At 62.2% G+C, this 15925-nt stretch carries 16 protein-coding genes; 11 read left to right on the plus strand and 5 right to left on the minus strand.

The window, feature by feature from the left end; translation table 11 throughout:
- Position 1 precedes the first annotated feature (1 nt).
- Positions 2-601 carry a M15 family metallopeptidase gene (locus tag RG2_RS05125; protein WP_033231314.1) on the minus strand — a complete coding sequence of 200 codons (600 nt, stop codon included), beginning with the start codon at positions 599-601 and terminating at the stop codon, positions 2-4.
- A 111-nt stretch (positions 602-712) separates the two neighbouring features.
- Entirely contained in the window at positions 713-1390 is a 678-nt protein-coding gene (locus tag RG2_RS05130; protein WP_033231313.1) for a winged helix-turn-helix transcriptional regulator, read from the minus strand.
- 126 nt (positions 1391-1516) lie between these two features.
- Here RG2_RS05130 and RG2_RS05135 point away from each other — a divergent pair, with 126 nt between their 5' ends.
- Together RG2_RS05135 and RG2_RS05140 are read left to right on the plus strand one after the other, a co-directional pair.
- Entirely contained in the window at positions 1517-2368 is an 852-nt protein-coding gene (locus RG2_RS05135) for a class I SAM-dependent methyltransferase (RefSeq protein WP_033231312.1), read from the plus strand.
- Positions 2365-3768 (plus strand): FAD-binding oxidoreductase, encoded by a 1404-nt coding sequence (locus RG2_RS05140; RefSeq protein WP_033231311.1) that lies wholly within the window; start codon positions 2365-2367, stop codon positions 3766-3768. Before RG2_RS05135 ends, RG2_RS05140 begins: the two co-directional genes overlap by 4 nt.
- Before the next feature lie 7 nt (positions 3769-3775).
- On the opposite strand, the gene RG2_RS05145 is transcribed toward RG2_RS05140, so the two are convergent.
- Positions 3776-4975, minus strand: coding sequence for a serine/threonine-protein kinase (locus tag RG2_RS05145; RefSeq protein WP_033231535.1), 1200 nt, complete (start codon positions 4973-4975; stop codon positions 3776-3778).
- A 297-nt stretch (positions 4976-5272) separates the two neighbouring features.
- On the opposite strand from RG2_RS05145, the gene imuA' reads away from it, so the two are divergent.
- The 6 genes from imuA' to RG2_RS05175 all read left to right on the plus strand — a co-directional run bounded on the left by imuA' (position 5273) and on the right by RG2_RS05175 (position 12737).
- Positions 5273-5998, plus strand: coding sequence for a DnaE2-dependent mutagenesis accessory factor ImuA' (gene imuA', locus RG2_RS05150; protein ID WP_230589984.1), 726 nt, complete (start codon positions 5273-5275; stop codon positions 5996-5998).
- Positions 5995-7548, plus strand: coding sequence for a DNA polymerase Y family protein (locus RG2_RS05155; RefSeq protein ID WP_033231310.1), 1554 nt, complete (start codon positions 5995-5997; stop codon positions 7546-7548). Before imuA' ends, RG2_RS05155 begins: the two co-directional genes overlap by 4 nt.
- A gap of 21 nt (positions 7549-7569) precedes the next feature.
- Positions 7570-8325, plus strand: coding sequence for an alpha/beta fold hydrolase (locus tag RG2_RS05160; RefSeq protein ID WP_045070748.1), 756 nt, complete (start codon positions 7570-7572; stop codon positions 8323-8325).
- A 162-nt stretch (positions 8326-8487) separates the two neighbouring features.
- Positions 8488-10095 carry a sulfatase family protein gene (locus RG2_RS05165; protein ID WP_371851305.1) on the plus strand — a complete coding sequence of 536 codons (1608 nt, stop codon included), beginning with the start codon at positions 8488-8490 and terminating at the stop codon, positions 10093-10095.
- A 66-nt stretch (positions 10096-10161) separates the two neighbouring features.
- The gene (locus RG2_RS05170; RefSeq protein ID WP_033231308.1) at positions 10162-11118 is read left to right on the plus strand and encodes a R2-like ligand-binding oxidase; all 957 of its coding nucleotides are present in this window, start codon (positions 10162-10164) and stop codon (positions 11116-11118) included.
- Positions 11119-11222: 104 nt separating this feature from the next.
- Entirely contained in the window at positions 11223-12737 is a 1515-nt protein-coding gene (locus RG2_RS05175) for an HNH endonuclease signature motif containing protein (protein WP_033231307.1), read from the plus strand.
- On the opposite strand, the gene RG2_RS05180 is transcribed toward RG2_RS05175, so the two are convergent.
- On the minus strand, positions 12710-13540 hold the full coding sequence (locus RG2_RS05180) for an alpha/beta hydrolase (protein WP_033231306.1): 831 nt from the start codon (positions 13538-13540) through the stop codon (positions 12710-12712). The genes RG2_RS05175 and RG2_RS05180 overlap by 28 nt on opposite strands.
- 116 nt (positions 13541-13656) lie before the next feature.
- Between RG2_RS05180 and RG2_RS05185 the strand changes: the two genes are divergently transcribed.
- From RG2_RS05185 to RG2_RS05195, 3 genes are read left to right on the plus strand one after another with little or no spacing between them, the layout of a single operon-like run.
- Positions 13657-14193: a hypothetical protein gene (locus tag RG2_RS05185; RefSeq protein ID WP_051730246.1), complete on the plus strand. Its 537-nt coding sequence runs from the start codon at positions 13657-13659 to the stop codon at positions 14191-14193.
- Positions 14193-14765 (plus strand): YdeI/OmpD-associated family protein, encoded by a 573-nt coding sequence (locus RG2_RS05190; RefSeq protein WP_033231305.1) that lies wholly within the window; start codon positions 14193-14195, stop codon positions 14763-14765. Before RG2_RS05185 ends, RG2_RS05190 begins: the two co-directional genes overlap by 1 nt.
- Before the next feature lie 14 nt (positions 14766-14779).
- Positions 14780-15706 (plus strand): ferredoxin family protein, encoded by a 927-nt coding sequence (locus RG2_RS05195; protein WP_033231304.1) that lies wholly within the window; start codon positions 14780-14782, stop codon positions 15704-15706.
- Between the two features lie 13 nt (positions 15707-15719).
- Here RG2_RS05195 and RG2_RS32220 read toward each other — a convergent pair whose 3' ends face one another.
- Positions 15720-15842: a hypothetical protein gene (locus RG2_RS32220; protein ID WP_255285219.1), complete on the minus strand. Its 123-nt coding sequence runs from the start codon at positions 15840-15842 to the stop codon at positions 15720-15722.
- Positions 15843-15925: the final 83 nt, after the last annotated feature.

The raw sequence follows: 15925 nt of genomic DNA on the forward strand, positions 1-15925 counted from the left end.
GTCAGCCTTCCGCTCTTTCATCCGAAGGGTTGTTGCGTTGGGGCGGGCATTCCCCACCAGGAGTGGTCGCCAGTTCGAAATGCCACATCTCGTTTGCATAGGTCTGGCAGAGGCCGTAATCGCTGCCGTGCTGGATAAGCCAGTCGTCGGCATCCGTCGGTCCGATGTCTACTGCCTGTCCGCTGACATGCTTGGACAGACTCGGGGAGTGCACCCACTTGGACGCTTCGTCCACGCTGCCGTACTTGGCTACGGCTTCGTCGAACAGTCGCTGTTGGTATGCGGCTGATCGCCAACCCGACGTGACATGCATGTCCACCCCGGATGCCCGCGCATCCGCTGCGGCCATCTGCAGCGCCGCGAGAAGTGCGGAATCGAGGCGGGCCAGCGCGGGCATATGGGTGTCCGCCACATTCAGGCCGTCCTCGATCTCGCCGCCTGAGGGTCCTGAATCAGGTTGAGTGGCAAGGTAGTGATCGCTCTTGGGTGTGGCCGCCTCGGTGTACGAACACGCGCTGAGCATGAGCGCCCCGAGTGTGACTGCTCCGAGTGCGACTGCTCGGTGTGCGACGGGGCCGGCGATTCCGCGGTGGCTGGGCATAGTGCAGAGACTGCTCGGTCAGTGTCACCAGGAGGTCGTCACTGTTCGTCGACGGTGTCACGGTCTGCAACAGCTCTGTAACAGGACGGAACGAGCCTGGTGGGGCGTGCGCTAAGCGGGTCGGGGAACGGATGCAAAGGTGGACAGTTCGAACCACGAAGGCAAACTGCGACGCAGGGCTTCCGGCCCGGAAATGGTGACCTCACCTGATCGAATGGCGTCGGACCACGTCAGGTCGCCGCGCCAGATCTCGGTCAACGGCCTGAGCCCGGCAGATACGGACACGGTGACCTCGAAACCCGGGTCGAGGTCACAGACGTCGACCTCGTCGGAGTTGATGACCAGCCACCAGTTTCGTGACTGCCGATCGATTTCGGAAAAGACGAAGTGCACCACTGTTTTTCCGTTGGGCACAGCGGAGTGATCCACCCGTCGATGCATGTCCCACAGTAGGAGTTTGGGATCGAGATCCTGGTCGCCGAGTTCGCCGATCCAGCGGGTGCCCCAGATTCCCAGGGCCTCGACGACGGGGCGGAGTTCGCGTCCGGCGTCGGTGAGGCGGTACGTGACGACACCGTCGGTGTTGTCTCGGTAGGTGATTCCGGCGGAAGTGAGTTGGTGCAGACGTTTGGACAGCAACGTCGGCGACATGCGGGGAAGGCCGCGTCGCAGGTCGTTGAAATGGGTACTTCCCATCATGAGTTCGCGCAGGACCAGGAGCGTCCAGCGCTCGTCGAGTAGCTCCATCGCCTTGGCGACGGGGCAGAACTGGCGGTACGACGACCCCACTTGTCAATCGTAGGCCGATGGGTGGGGCTGGTACAGATCCAGTACTGGATCGGTGACACTCGATGGTCGTAACGTCGAGGTCAGAGTGGAAATCGGTACTGCGAAAATTGATGGAGGAGAACGATAATGACTGAAGCAGCGGAGTTGGATCGAGCCCTCAAATCCAAGCACCGGGTGATGTGGGGGTTGGGCAATTATCCTGCGGTGGCAACGGAGGTCATCCCGGAACTCGGGCCGGTTGTGGCGGCGGCAGGCGGCGTGCGCGCCGGTGATCGGGTTCTCGACATCGCGGCAGGTTCCGGCAATGTGGCTATTCCTGCGGCGGCACTCGGCGCGCAGGTGGTGGCAACTGACTTGACTCCCGAATTATTCGATGCGGGAAGGAAGATGGCAGCCGACGCGGATGTCGAACTCGAGTGGCGGGAGGCTGATGCCGAGGATCTACCGTTTGAAGACGGTGAGTTCGACGTGGTGCTCTCGTGCGTCGGTGTGATGTTTGCGCCGCATCATCAGCGGGCAGCGGACGAGCTTGTTCGAGTGTGCAAGGAAGGCGGCAGGATCGCTGTACTGAGTTGGACACCAACAGGTTTCATCGGCGAGATGTTCAAAGCCATGAAACCGTACGCACCTGCACCACCTCCTGGTTCGCAGCCACCGCCGTTGTGGGGTGAGGAGAGTCATGTTCGTGAGCTGTTCGGTGACCGAGTTCGCGACCTGACTGCGCGTCGAGAAGTGCTGCAGGTGAGCAGGTTCCGCGATCCGGAAGACTTCCGCGACTTCTTCAAGGAGAATTACGGACCGACCATCGCCGTCTACCGCAATATTGCCGGCGACGACGCCAAGGTGGAGGCCCTCGACCGGGATCTCGTCGACTTGGCTCGCAAGTACAGCGCAGGAGGAGATTCCAGCGCCGGAGGGGATTCTCCGGGCATGGACTGGGAGTATCTACTCGTCACCGGTGTCAGGAGTACGTCATGACAAGCATTGATATTGCGCCGTTGAGATCGTCCGTCACCGGCCCGGTTTTCGGCCCGGAAGATTCGGGTTACGACGACGCGCGGGCCATCTGGAACGGCTCGATCGATCACCGCCCGGCTGGGATCGCCAGGTGCCTTTCGCCGTCGGATGTGGCTGCGGCACTGGGTTATGCCAGAGAACATGACTTGGAGGTGTCCGTCAGAGGTGGTGGACATTCGTATCGTGGGGCCTCGGTGTGTGAGGGCGGTCTGATGATCGATCTCAGTGCACTGAACAACGTCACTGTTGATCCGTCGGCGCGTAGGGCGCGCGTAGGCGGCGGGGCGACGTTGGCGAACCTGGACGCCGCGACGCAGGAACACGGCCTGGCTGTGACAGGTGGGGTGATCAGCGATACCGGTGTGGGCGGTCTGACACTCGGCGGCGGCATGGGGTGGCTGACGCGAACGCTCGGATTGTCGATCGACAATCTGGCGTCGGCGGAGGTTGTGCTTGCCGACGGTGAGGTCGTGCGCGCGTCGGAAGAGAACCATCCCGATTTGTTCTGGGCGTTGCGAGGCGGGGGAGGCAATTTCGGTGTGGTGACCGAGTTCGAGTACCGGCTGAGCGCGATCGGGCCGGAAGTGCATCTCGGGTTCTTCTTCTGGGGGATGGACGACGGACCGGATGCGCTGCGTCTGTGCCGCGACGTGGTGCCGGCTCTGCCCCGCAACACCGGTGCGTTGATCGCCTCGAGCCTGTCCGCGCCGCCCGCGGCGTTTGTACCGGAGCAGTTCCACTTTCATCCCGGATATGCCTTGCTGGTAGCAGGTTTCGGTTCCGCCGAGGAGCACGCGCAGGTGATTGCGCCCATCAGGGAAGGGCTGCCGCCGCTGTTCGAGTTCGTCACACCGCTCCCGTACACGGGGCTGCAGTCGATGCTCGACGATGCCGAACCGTGGGGTGCGTACGCGTACGAGAAAGCTCTGGACCTAGGGGATCTCTCCGATGACGTGATCGGTGTTCTGACCGAACACGCGGTGAAGAAGTCTTCACCGATGTCGTTCATCCCGATCTTTCCGCTGCAGGGTGCGTTTACCGCCGTCGGCGACGACGATACGGCGTTCGGTGGTTCCCGCGCCCCGCACTACGTGTGCAACATGACGGCCACGGCAACGGATGCCGGGACTCTGGATCTGGATCGAACGTGGGTGCGCAATATCTGGGAAGCGTTGCGTCCCTTGTCGACCAATCCCGGTGGCTACGTCAATTTCATGACCGACGTCGACGAAGAGCGGGTTCGCAGTTCGTACGGATCCGGCAAGTATGCACGCCTGTCCAGGATCAAGGCACAGTACGATCCGCACAACCTGTTTCATCTCAACGCCAACATCAGGCCGGCTGCGTCGGCGCTGAAGTAGCAAATATTTAAACCGTGAACACCAGTACAAGCACGATCAGTATGGCCGCGATGATGATCGCCACCATCGCGGTCATGGCCAGTGGCGCCCAGGCGACCACTTTGTCCCGGGTGCTCGCGTCGGCGGGGCCGGTGGGTATCCGAGGGGGCCACGAGAACAGGTCGAGCGGGCTGGGGACAGAGCCGAGTGGCGTATTCTGTTGCACTGCAGGCAATCCGGTGACCGTGGGGCCCACCAGTCGATTTCGTCGGTGCGGGTCGGGGAGTTGGGTGGTGCGGTGCGCCCACGCCGGAACCGCTCCGTCGGACGAGAACACGGGGATGTCGATCAACTGATCGACGGAACCGCCCCCGGTTGCTACCGCGGCGAGTGCGTCGCGGGCCTTGGCCATGGTGGGCCGACGCGTCGGGTCCGGTTCGAGAAGTTGGAGCAGCACGTCTGTGAGCGGTCCGGATTTGGTGGGACGGTAGATCTCGGCTTTGGCGACTCGGTGCAGCAATGCAATGGCGTCGGAGTCGATTCCGAAGGGTGGTTGGCCTTCGATCACCGTGAAGAGGGTCGAGCCGAGGGAGAAGACGTCGCTCGCTTCGGTGGGATTGTCGCCGCGGGCCACTTCGGGGGCGAAGTATGCGGGGGTGCCGGTGATGACTTCGTCTTGACGGTCCGATCCGTCGCCCTTGGCGCGCGCGATTCCGAAGTCGCTGATCTTGACGATGCCCAGGGAGTCGCCGCGATCGGCAATAAGAATGTTGCCCGGTTTGATGTCTCGATGCACAATTCCGGCAGCGTGCGACTCTGCGAGTGCTGCGGCGATCTGAGCACCGATCTGGGCAACTTCGAGGGGCGGCAGAGTGTCGGCGAGGTTCATGGCCTGCGCGAGGCTGCGGGACGGGAAGTACTCCATGACCAGCCACGGTTCGCCGGCTTCGAGAGCGACGTCGTACATGCCGATGGAGTGTGGGTGCGAGAGTTTGGCGGCGTTGCGGCCTTCACGAAGTGTTCGAGCGCGGATCTCCTCGGCGCTCTCGTTGTCGAGTCCGGCGGTGGTTGTGACCTGTTTCACCGCGACATCACGGCTGAGGAGGGTATCGCGGGCCAGCCAGACGGCGCCCATGCCGCCGCCGCCGATTTTGGATCGGAGTCGGTACCGCCCTGCCAGCAGGTATTCAGGGCCGATGCCCCTCCCTGTCTGCTCTCGAGATGTCACCACTCCAGGTTAGAGGATTGATACGGGTGTGACCCTCGAGGTTTGTGTGAACTTCGGACTTTTGTCGCTGCTTGACGGGTCCTCAGGGGCAGGCTTTACTGGAAACGAATCGAAACTATGTTCGATTGTGTTGTCTGTTCGATGCGTGTCAGACCCCGACTTCCCCGTGGTTTGCCGGCTTGAAAAAGATTGCCGGAAGTATCGCAGGACGGGGATGACGAAGTGACGGTGGTAGAGAGCGTTGCCGAGGCGGCGGGCGTGTCCCGCCAGGAGCGGTTGGCGGAACTCCGCAGCCGGATGGCCTCCATCCCGGCTCGCGGTGACGGGCAGGTTGTGTCGTCGATTCCCGTCGAGGCTGCAGTAGGAGTGACCGGGGATCGGGCGGACAAGGCGGGAATCCTGCCCGTGCCGGCCGGTATCGCAGAGTTGCTGCCGCAGGGCGGGTTGGTGCGGGGAACCGTGGTGTCCGTATCCGGGGCCGCGTCGTTGCTGGTGGGGTTGGTGGCCTCGGTGACCGCGTCTGGTGGACATGTTGCCGTTGTCGGCAAGCCGCAGTTGGGAGTGTTGGCCGCGTACGAGATGGGTGCGCAGTTGGAGCGTCTTGCGTTTGTCCCGGATCCGGGGCCCGATCCGGTCGAAGTTGCCGCAGTGCTGCTCGACGGTATGGATCTGGTGATTCTGGGATTGGCGGGTGCGTCCGTGCCCCCGTCGCGGGCGCGGGCAGTGGTGGCCCGCGCCCGCAGCAAGGGCTCCACTCTTGTTGTGACGGATGGTCATTGGGATGGTGTGGAGGTGCGGCTGGAGGCGCAGGTCAACGGTTACGGCGGTTTCGGGTGCGGACGCGCGCTGGGGCGGGGACGGCTCGAATCGCTCAGCCTTGCCGTGCGTGCCCGAGGGCGCTCGTTCCAGCCGCGCACCACCCGTCTGGATATCTGCAGCGCAGCGGGACGGGTGGAATGGAAGCCTGCACTCGAGGTGGGCGCAGCGCAAGTGGTGGCCGCAGCTCAGGTGGTGGCACTGTGAGCAGGGTTCTGGCGCTCTGGTGTCCGGACTGGCCGGCAGTGGCGGCTGCTGCTGTAGCCGACCTTCCGGCTACTCACCCGGTTGCGGTGACGTCAGGCAACAGGGTGATCGCGTGCAGTGCGACGGCCAGATCGGAAGGAGTGCGCCGTGGGCTGCGCCGACGCGAGTCGCAGGCGCGGTGCCCGGAACTGTATGTGGCGGCGGCAGATCCGGAGCGGGATGCCCGATTGTTCGAGCCGGTTGCAGCGGCTGTCGATGCGGCTGCGCCCGGTGTGGAGGTGCTTCGTCCTGGCCTGCTGGTGTTGAGTTCACGCGGTGCCAGTCGCTATTTCGGCAGCGAGGAGGCCGCGGCAGAACGGTTGGTGGATCAGGTTGCTGCCGTGGGAGTCGAATGCCAGATCGGGGTGGCCGATCAGTTGTCGACCGCGGTGATAGCTGCACGACGAGCCGCGCTGGTACCGCTCGGCGAGGGCGCTCGGTTTCTTGCTCCGCTGCCGATGTCGGAGTTGGCGGCCGAGCCGAGTTTGTCCGCACCTCATCGCGGTGAGCTGGTGGATCTGCTGCGCCGGCTCGGGATCAGAACCATCGGCGCCTTTGCGGACTTGCCGGCCGTCGACGTGGCGTCGCGGTTCGGTACCGATGCGGTGTTGGCGCACCGGGCGGCGCGCGGTGAACCGGAACGACCACCGTCGGCCAGGGCGTTGCCACCGGATCTCGACGTGGAGCAGCATTACGATCCGCCTATCGAACGTGTGGACGCCGCGGCCTTCGCCGGGCGCGCCCTGGCGATTTTGCTGCATGGCACGTTGTCCGGCGCCGGCGTCGCCTGCACGCGATTGCTGATATCGGCGAGCACCGAAAACGGCGAGAATCTCTCTCGCACGTGGCGCTGCGCCGAGCCGCTGACGCCGGAAGGAACGGCTGATCGAGTGCGGTGGCAACTCGACGGGTGGCTTACCGGCCGCAGTGAGGACAAGCCAACCGCAGGAATTACCGTGCTGCGCCTCGAACCGGTGGAGGTGGTCAATGCCGGCGCCTTGCAATTGGGCCTCTGGGGCGGAGTGGGTGATGAGGACGAACGGGCCAAGCGAGCGTTGGTGCGAGTGCAGGGGCTCTTGGGCGGCGAGTCGGTCCAGGTGGGTGTCCTCAGTGGCGGGAGGGGGCCGTCGGAGCGAATTACATTGGTGCCCTTGGGTGATGAGCGGGTAGCAGCGCATGATCCGGGGGCTCCGTGGCCGGGGCTGCTACCGCAGCCGTCACCGGGATCGGTGTACGTCGACAATCCGCGGGTGTGGCTGACAGACGCGTCGGGCAAAGCTGTGTACGTCACGGAACGCGGAGTGTTCAGCGCGCATCCGGCGAGGCTGAAGTGGGGGAGTAAGGAATGGGCGGTGCAAGGATGGGCAGGTCCGTGGCCGGTCGACGAGCGATGGTGGGATTCGGCCGCGGTGCGAACGGCGGCGCGGGCGCAGGTGCTGTTGGAACAATCACGCGCGTTGTTGATGATCTGTGAGGGTGGCGAGTGGTCGGTGGAAGGTGTGTACGAGTGAATACGGCTAATCTGGAACATCGTGAGTATCGCTAACGTGCGCAGTGCCGGTGGAATCGAGATCAGCTACCGCGATTCGGGGGCCGGTTCCGGGACTGCCGAACTGCCTCCTGTCGTCCTCGTGCACGGCATGGGCGGCGACAGCGGCACATGGGATCGGTTCGCCAGAGCATTGCGGTCCCGCGATCGACGGGTTGTCTCGGTGGACCTTCGTGGGCACGGGCGCAGTGCCCGGGCGTCGTCGTACCTGTTCGAGGAATTTGCCGCGGACATCATGGACGTCTGTGATCACCTGGAACTCGATCACGTCGACCTGGTGGGGCACTCGCTCGGCGGGCACGCCGCGTCGTTGATCGCGCAGCGCCGGACGACCGGTGTTCGCAAGCTGGTCATCGAAGAAGCGCCGCTCCCACTGCGTCCCGGCGATCCGGAGCAGGTATTTTCCCGCAAGCTGCCGAGCATGTCCGAACTGTGGCACGCAACAACAAGTTTGGTGCGCCATCCGCGGGCGGCTCTGGCCTTCGACAAGTCGATGACGGGGTCGGCGCTGACGCAGTTCCGTCAACCCGATCAACTGTGGTGGGAATCGTTGCCGCTGATCGAGGCGGACACCTTGTTCCTGCGCGGCGGCCTCGGCGGCATGGTGGATTCCGATCGGCTTCGCGAGGTCAGCGCCACGGTCAAGCGTTGTGAGGTCAGGTCATTTCGCACCGGTCACAGCGTTCATCGGGACGGCTACCGTGAATTCGAGGCCGCGGTGGTGCCTTTTATTTCGTAAACCGGGCGTCCAGATGTGTAGAGAGCGCGCCGACGGTCAACTCTGTGCAGACGCACTGCTCTAGCAGACACATGCTCTAGCAGACACACTGTGAGAGGACGTCATCACGTGAGCCCAGAACCCGCGAACGTCCCCCAGTGCAGTCACGGATTGCCGCGTCGGATGTTCTTGGGCGGGATGGGCGCTTTGGCTCTTGCAGGTATGACGGATATCGGGTCGGCGGGCGCCGCAGCCGCACCGTCGCGGGCAGCGCCCAGTGATTCGTTTCCCGCTCAGCCCAACATCGTGGTCATCATCACCGATCAGGAACGACGGCCGATGTACTGGCCGCAAGGGTGGGTGGAGCGGAATCTTCCTCATCGCCAACGCATTGCGCGTCACGGACTGACTTTCGATCAAGCGGTCTGCAACACGGCGATGTGTTCGCCCAGTCGGAGCACGTTCTTTACCGGGCTGTATCCCGCGCAACACGGTGTGACCAGAACCCTGACCGAGGGCGGCACCGTATCTCCCACCGAACCGCAGTTGCAGACGTCGGAGCAGAACATGGCGAAGATGCTGGCATCCGCCGGGTACAACGTCCAGTACCGGGGAAAATGGCATCTGAGCAAGGGAGCATCCGGTGGTGATCCGTCCAGTGACGACGTTGCCGCATTCGGTTTCGGCGGGTGGACGCCACCTGATGCCGGACAGGACACAAACCCAGACCATTTCGGCGGCGGATGTGCCGATCACGACCGCCGCGCTGCCGAAGAAGCCGTCGAATTTCTCACCGGACCGGATGCCAAAGGGGACAAGCCTTTTGCGCTGATCGTATCGTTCGTCAATCCGCACGACGTCCTTGCATATCCCCAGTCGTGGGATGCGATGAGTGGTACGTGCGACAACTACGGGTCGGATGCGCCGGGAGCTTTCGAGCAGGGCATCGAACTCCCACCGACCTACGACGAAATCCTTGCCTTCAACTACAAACCGAGCGCTCAGGTGCAGTCGGAATTGTTGCTCGCCGCCGGACTCGGTCCATTGCTCGGACCCGATCAGGCCAGGCGATACATCAACTTCTACGCCTACATGCACAAGGTGGTGGATGAGCGCATCGGCAGTGTTCTCGACGCCTTGGAAGCCACTCCGGGGCTGCTCGACGATACCGTCATCGTGCGTATGTCCGATCACGGTGAGATGGGAATGTCGCACGGAGGCTTGCGGCAGAAGGTGTTCAACGCGTACGAGGAAACTCTGCGCGTCCCACTCGTGATCAGCAATCCGTTGTTGTTCCCGAAGCCCGTTCAGACGGACGCGTTGGCGTCGTTGATCGACGTGATGCCCACTCTGGCCAACCTCGCGCAAGTGCCGGATCGTGCGTCGTGGAACTTTCTCGGCACCGATCTCACCCCCGTGCTCGTCGATGCGGCGGCGTATCCGGACGCACCAAGCGTGCACGTTCAGGACACGATTCTTTTCACGTACGACGATCAGAACTGTGCGACGCCAGACGGTCAGAACATCGTCACGCAGCCGAACCATATTCGCTGCATTCGGGACAGCAGGTGGAAGTACACGATGTACTTCGACCCGGCGGGAACTGCTGCGCCCCAATACGAACTGTACGACCTGATTGCCGATCCCCTGGAGACGAACAACCTGGCCAACCCGTTCAATTTTGCGTCCTACCAGCCCGCCAAAGCCGCCGAGATGAACGCACAACTCTTTGCCGCGATGCAGGCAAAGGGTGTTTCGCTGGCAGAGTCGAGCAATATTCCGCAAAACTGATTCACGACGGAGTTCTGCGGGCATTCCCCTCGGACATATGTCTTCGTTTCGGGAAGAAGGAATGTCATGACCGTCACCTCGCCGGGGCGAGAAGGATTCAGTTCCCTCCGATCAGGAGGGTTGAACTGGGATTGTTTTCCACTCCGATTGTTCGCCAAGGGAAATGCCAAATTTTGGAACCCGGCAGACCTCGATTTTTCGAAAGATGCTCGAGACTGGCAAGAGTTGACCAGCGAGCAGCAGCGCAGCGCGACGTATCTGTGCGCGCAGTTCATCGCCGGTGAAGAAGCAGTGACCGAGGACATCCAACCGTTCATGCAGGCGATGTCCGCTGAAGGCAGGTTCAGCGACGAGATGTACCTGACCCAATTCTGTTTCGAGGAAGCCAAGCACACACAGGTTTTCCGGCTCTGGATGGATGAGGTCGGACTCACCGACGACCTGCATTCCTACGTCGCCGATAATCCGGACTACCGACAACTGTTCTACGAGGAGTTGCCGGCGTCGCTGCGGATTCTCCAGACCGACCCCAGCCCGGTCAACCAAGTGCGGGCGAGCGTCACCTACAACCATGTCATCGAAGGTAGCCTTGCGCTGACGGGTTACTACGCCTGGCAGAAGGTATGTGCCACAAGGGGAATCCTGCCCGGGATGCAGCAGTTGATCAAAAAGATCGGCGACGACGAGCGGCGCCACATGGCGTGGGGAACCTTCACGTGCCGCCGACACGTGGCTGCGGACGACGCCCTGTGGGATGTAGTACAGGCGCGCATGGGCGAGTTGATGCCGATGGCTCTCGGTCTCATCAACTGGGTCAACGATCAGTTCGAAGTCCAGCCCTTCGGTCTCGACAACCAGGAGTTTCTCGAGTACGCGGCTGATCGTGCTCAGCGACGGCTCTCGGCAATCGAGTCTGCGCGTGGGCGTGACGTGGCCGAGATCGACCTCGACTACTCACCCGAGACGCTCGAGGAGAAGTTCGGTGCCGAAGACGCCGCAGTGATGATTGAGGCCGGTAGCTAGGTCAAAAGCTAAGCCGCCCTGAAGTTTCCAGTCAATATTCAGACTTTTCCGACTGGTTTCAAGGAGCCCTCGCAATCGAACAGGATTTCGATTAGGGTGGGGGAATGTTCGATTCGGGGGTGGGAAGTTTCGGTATCTCAGCACAGCTGAGTGGTACCGAAACCGATTGCGCCCTCGTCGATTTGATGGCCGAGTTGCATTCATGTGAAGCTATGCTGGTCGAGCGGAAACTGGCCGTGGTGGCGGAGTTCTTCACCCGCCGCAGCGCCGAGCATGTCGAGGGTGGCACGTGGACGTCGTCGGCGCACGAGTTGGCGGAATCCGAGGTCGGCGCGGTCCTGACGATGGGGCGCGCTGCTGCCGGAAAACTCATCGGGTTGGGTTTTGCTTTGAAGACGCGGTTGCATCGCACAAGGGCCGCGATGGCCCGCGGTGAACTCGACTTCTACCGGGTCACGTTGATCGAGTCCGCGACCGCGAATGTCGGTGACGAGCTGATCGACGAGGTCGAACGCTTGCTGCTCGAGCAGGTTCTTGCCCCACCGGTGGACGGCGGTACCGGTTTGACGGGTCGGCGGTTGACGGCGGCGATCGACCGGATCGTGGCCCGCGTCGATCCGGAAGGGATGCGGGAACGACGACGCCGAGCCCTGGCGGACAGGTTTGTCGGCGTCAGTGCCGCCGAGGACGGGATGGCCCGCATCCTGGGCAGTATCCCGGCGGAGCAGGCCCGCGCGTTCGATGGCCGGTTGCGGGAATTAGCGATGTCGGTGTGTCGCCGTGATTCCCGTACGTATGAGCAGCGTCGAGCGGATGCGTTGGGCGCGTTGGTGAGTGGTTCGACGGTGTTGGTGTGTGACTGCGACCGCGGTGATTGCCCGCAGGACCGTAGTGGTCTCGTTATTGTTCGTAGGCCGTTGGTGCATGTGGTGATGCACGAATCCACCTTCGCCGGCAGCGATACTCCCGGCGGCGACGAACCCGCTCACCTCGACGGGTACGGAGTGATCAGCGCCGAGCATGCCCGTGACATCGCAAAAGACGCTGCGATAAAAGAAGTCCGCGTACCCGCAGATCCCGAACCGATATCTGTGCCTGCGTCGGCATCGGTGTACCGCCCTGGCGCGGCACTCGATCGGTGGTTGCGGGTCAGCGCGGGCAGTTGCCAGTGGCCGCACTGCGATGTCCCGGTCTGGAATTGCGACCTCGACCATAACGATCCGTTCAACCACGCGGACCCTGCGAGCGGTGGGAAGACGGTTGCGTCGAATCTGAGTGCGTTCTGCCGCAACCATCACCGCCTCAAGCATTCCGGGAAGTGGCTGCTCGCCCCGAATCCGGATCGTAGTATCACCCTGACCTCGCAGACCGGGCATTGCTACCGGACCAGGGCTGCCGGACTACTCGCCGGGATGCAGGAACCGCCGCCACCGGAAGGCGGCAAACCGCGACGAACTCGACTGGAGAACAAAGCTGCCCGCATCCGAAGCGAACGCAAACACCGGCACATCAAGATTCAACACCGGACGGCACAACTCTCCACACCCCGAAAGCATGTGCCCCGAAAGCACGTGCCCCACAGACCCGTCGACTACGGCAACGACCCACCACCGTTCTGAGTGCCTGCTGTGTTGCGGCTCAACCATGCCAAGCTGTAGTCCGCAATTTCACGCCAACCGTGATCGATGGTGAGTGAGTGACCACGGTCGTCGAATACCTTGTACTCGTTGACCGTTGGCGCTTTGTGATACATCTTGAACGAACTGTCGGTGCTGGCTTTCGGGACCGTTCGATCTTGTCCGCCGCTGATCATCAGCAGCGGACCGCGTTCGGCGTTGAAGTCGACGTGGGCGGGGCTCCGGGGATTGAAGTTGGCGAGCGCAGCCTCGAAGAGTGGTTGCCCGGGTGCCGGAATTACGTATCGCTCGTAGAGCGCGTCTGATTCACTCTTGGTGATTGCACTCGCAAAGGATTTGTGAAAGGAATCTCTGGTGTGCGAGTAGGTCTTCCGATAGTTGGCGGGATTCGACAAGACCGGGAGAACGGTACGGAGCTGAACGAGGGGAAGTTTCAGGACACCTTTTGGTTGTGCGGGGTCGATTGCTATTGCAGCGGAAGCTAATTTCTGACACAGAAGTTTCTGTGCGATAAGCCCGCCGAAGGAATGGCCGACCACGATCGGTGGAGCATCCAAGTCGGCGATCACCTTGGCATAGTGTTCGGTGATCTCGTCGATTCCGTGTCCCGCAATGTTTTCGGGGTGTTCTCGGGATTCCCCGACGGTGGCGCCGTCGCCAGGCCAGCCGGGCGACATGGTGCCGTATCCGCGTTCGGCGAAGGCCTGGGCCCAGGGGTCCCACGCGCTGGGATGCATCCACAATCCGTGGATGAAAAGTACCGTCGGTTTGGCGGCAGTGGGCATGAGGACTCCTGTGATCGATCAGTTCTGATCGTCAGGGAATGCCCATTTTTGTCCAAGTCATTCACCCGGACGCCGCCACTGACGTGAAGCCGCACACAACTGGCAAGATTGCTGACATGTTCAGAACTTCGAATCAGCGATCCATGGCTGTGTGGTCTGCGGTATTTGTTCTCTCCCAGGCGAATATCGTCAGACTTCTGGGGCCGGTGGGTCCGCGGGTTCTGGAGGTGCAGACGGCATTCTCCGCACGTCGGTACCGCGAGGTTCTGGCGAAGATGGACGGCGCGGAGACGGCGCGGTTCCGCAGTCACTACTACCCGGACTTTGTTCATCCGGCGATCTACGCGGTCGCATTGCGCGCCGCCGGCCGACGGTTGGGGGAGCGCACCCCGCTCTCGCCGACGGTTCGTAAGGCGCTTGCCGCGGCGCCGGTGTTGTCCGCTGCCGGTGACTACGTCGAGAACATCGCCGGGCTGTATCTGCTCGATCATCGTGACAACATCACCGACAGGACGGTTCGGATCACCACAGCGGTGAGCATCAGCAAATGGGTGCTTGCACTGGGAACTCTCGGATATCTGTCGCAGGGATTTGTCAGAGTATGGGTAGCTCAGTGGCCGGGTGGCCGTAGGAATCGGGTAGAGGAGTACTGATGGCGCCGGAACTGGATATCGAATACTTTGCGGACGGCGCGGAATTCCGTCGGTGGTTATCCGAGAATTACGACGTGAGTCCAGGGGTGTGGCTGAAGATGGCCAAGAAATCATCACCCCATTCGTCGATCGACTACGACCAGGCGCTCGATGTCGCCCTGTGTTTCGGGTGGATCGACAGTCTGCCGAGGAAGGTCGACGACAACTTTTTCTTGCGGAAGTTCTCGCCGCGCACGACGCGTAGCCCGTGGTCGAAACGCAACGTGGAGATTGTCGCGAGGCTCGAGAGCGAAGGATTGCTCGAACCCGCGGGCATTGCTGCAATCGAGAAAGCCAAAGCCGACGGCAGGTGGGAGCGCGCGTACGAAGGATCCGCGAAAGCCGAGGTGCCGCAGGATTTCCTCGACGCATTGGCCTTGAATCCCCAAGCACAGGCCTTCTACGAGACGTTGAATTCGACTAATCGGTTCGCGATCTTCTATCGCCTGTTGGAAGCGAAGCGCCCGGAGACCAGGACCCGCCGGATACAGAAGTTCATCAGCCAACTCGAGGAGGGTAAGAAGTTTCACTGACGAGGGCTGACACAATGGCACTTGTGACCGAAGCCAAGACCTGCTCAGCGTTGTCTGCCGTCGACGAACCGTTGGAAGGCACGGCGGCCGTTGTGCGTGGTTGGGTGTGCCTCGAGTTTGTCGGTGCCTGGGGTCGGGATGTTCTCGACGGCACGGCTCTCGGGGAGGAACTTGCCACCGAATTGAGTCGACGCGCGGACGCTGCGGACGTGCGTGTGATGTTCATCAGACATCCCGGTCGAAACGAGACACTGTCTGCCGGTCGCGCACTGTCTGCCGGTCACACGGTGCTTCTTGCTCGTTCCGATCCCGATGATTCGTGGTGTGAACGACTGCAGATCGATTCGCCGTTCGATCTTCTCGACATCGACTTCGCTCTGCTCAGTGGGCCGGCCCCAGGACTGGGTGTCAGGGTCGACGAACCCGTGGTGCTGGTGTGCGCGCACGGAAAACGTGATCAGTGTTGCGCAGTTCTGGGCAGGCCGATTGCGGCGGAGTTGGTTCCGGCGTTCGGTGAGAATGTATGGGAATGCTCGCATACGGGTGGTCATCGGTTTGCGCCGTCGATGATCCTGTTGCCCAGTGGCTATACCTACGGCCGACTGTCCGGGGCGGAAAGCCTTGCGGCGGTGGAGTCAGCGGTTCGCGGTCAAGTTCATCTTCCCGGGTTGCGGGGCCGGAGTCCGTGGAACTCGGTGGGACAGGTCGCGGAAATTGCTGTCCGGCAGTACATTCCCTGCGGCATCGACGATCTGACTGTGGACGATCTGGGTGGTCAGCTGTGCATCGTCGAGCACGTCGACGGTCGGAGTTGGGAAGTGGAAACGCAGACGTCGGAGTTGGCTCCGCGTCCACCCAGCTGTGGGGCGGATCCCAAACCTGTTCGGCCCGTTGTTGCCACGTCCGTTCGCGAACTGGGTTCGGGCCTGATTCTTAATTAGTCGCAGTCGTGCATCAGTTCACCAGGATTCCGTCGTCGGCGTCGAAGTCCAGTCCCGCCGTGACGATGCCTGAGAACAGGAATGCCCCGCCGACGGCGATGGCGGGGACGGTGAGAATCCACTCGAAAATTGTCATGCTTCAAGTCTGACGACCCTGGCGCCGAAGAACATCGCCCCAGAGATCCATATACGCGATCGGGTAGTCATCCTCGAGGATGA

The sequence above is a fragment of the Rhodococcus globerulus NBRC 14531 genome (assembly GCF_001894805.1).
GTDB classification, from domain to species: Bacteria; Actinomycetota; Actinomycetes; order Mycobacteriales; family Mycobacteriaceae; genus Rhodococcus_F; species Rhodococcus_F globerula.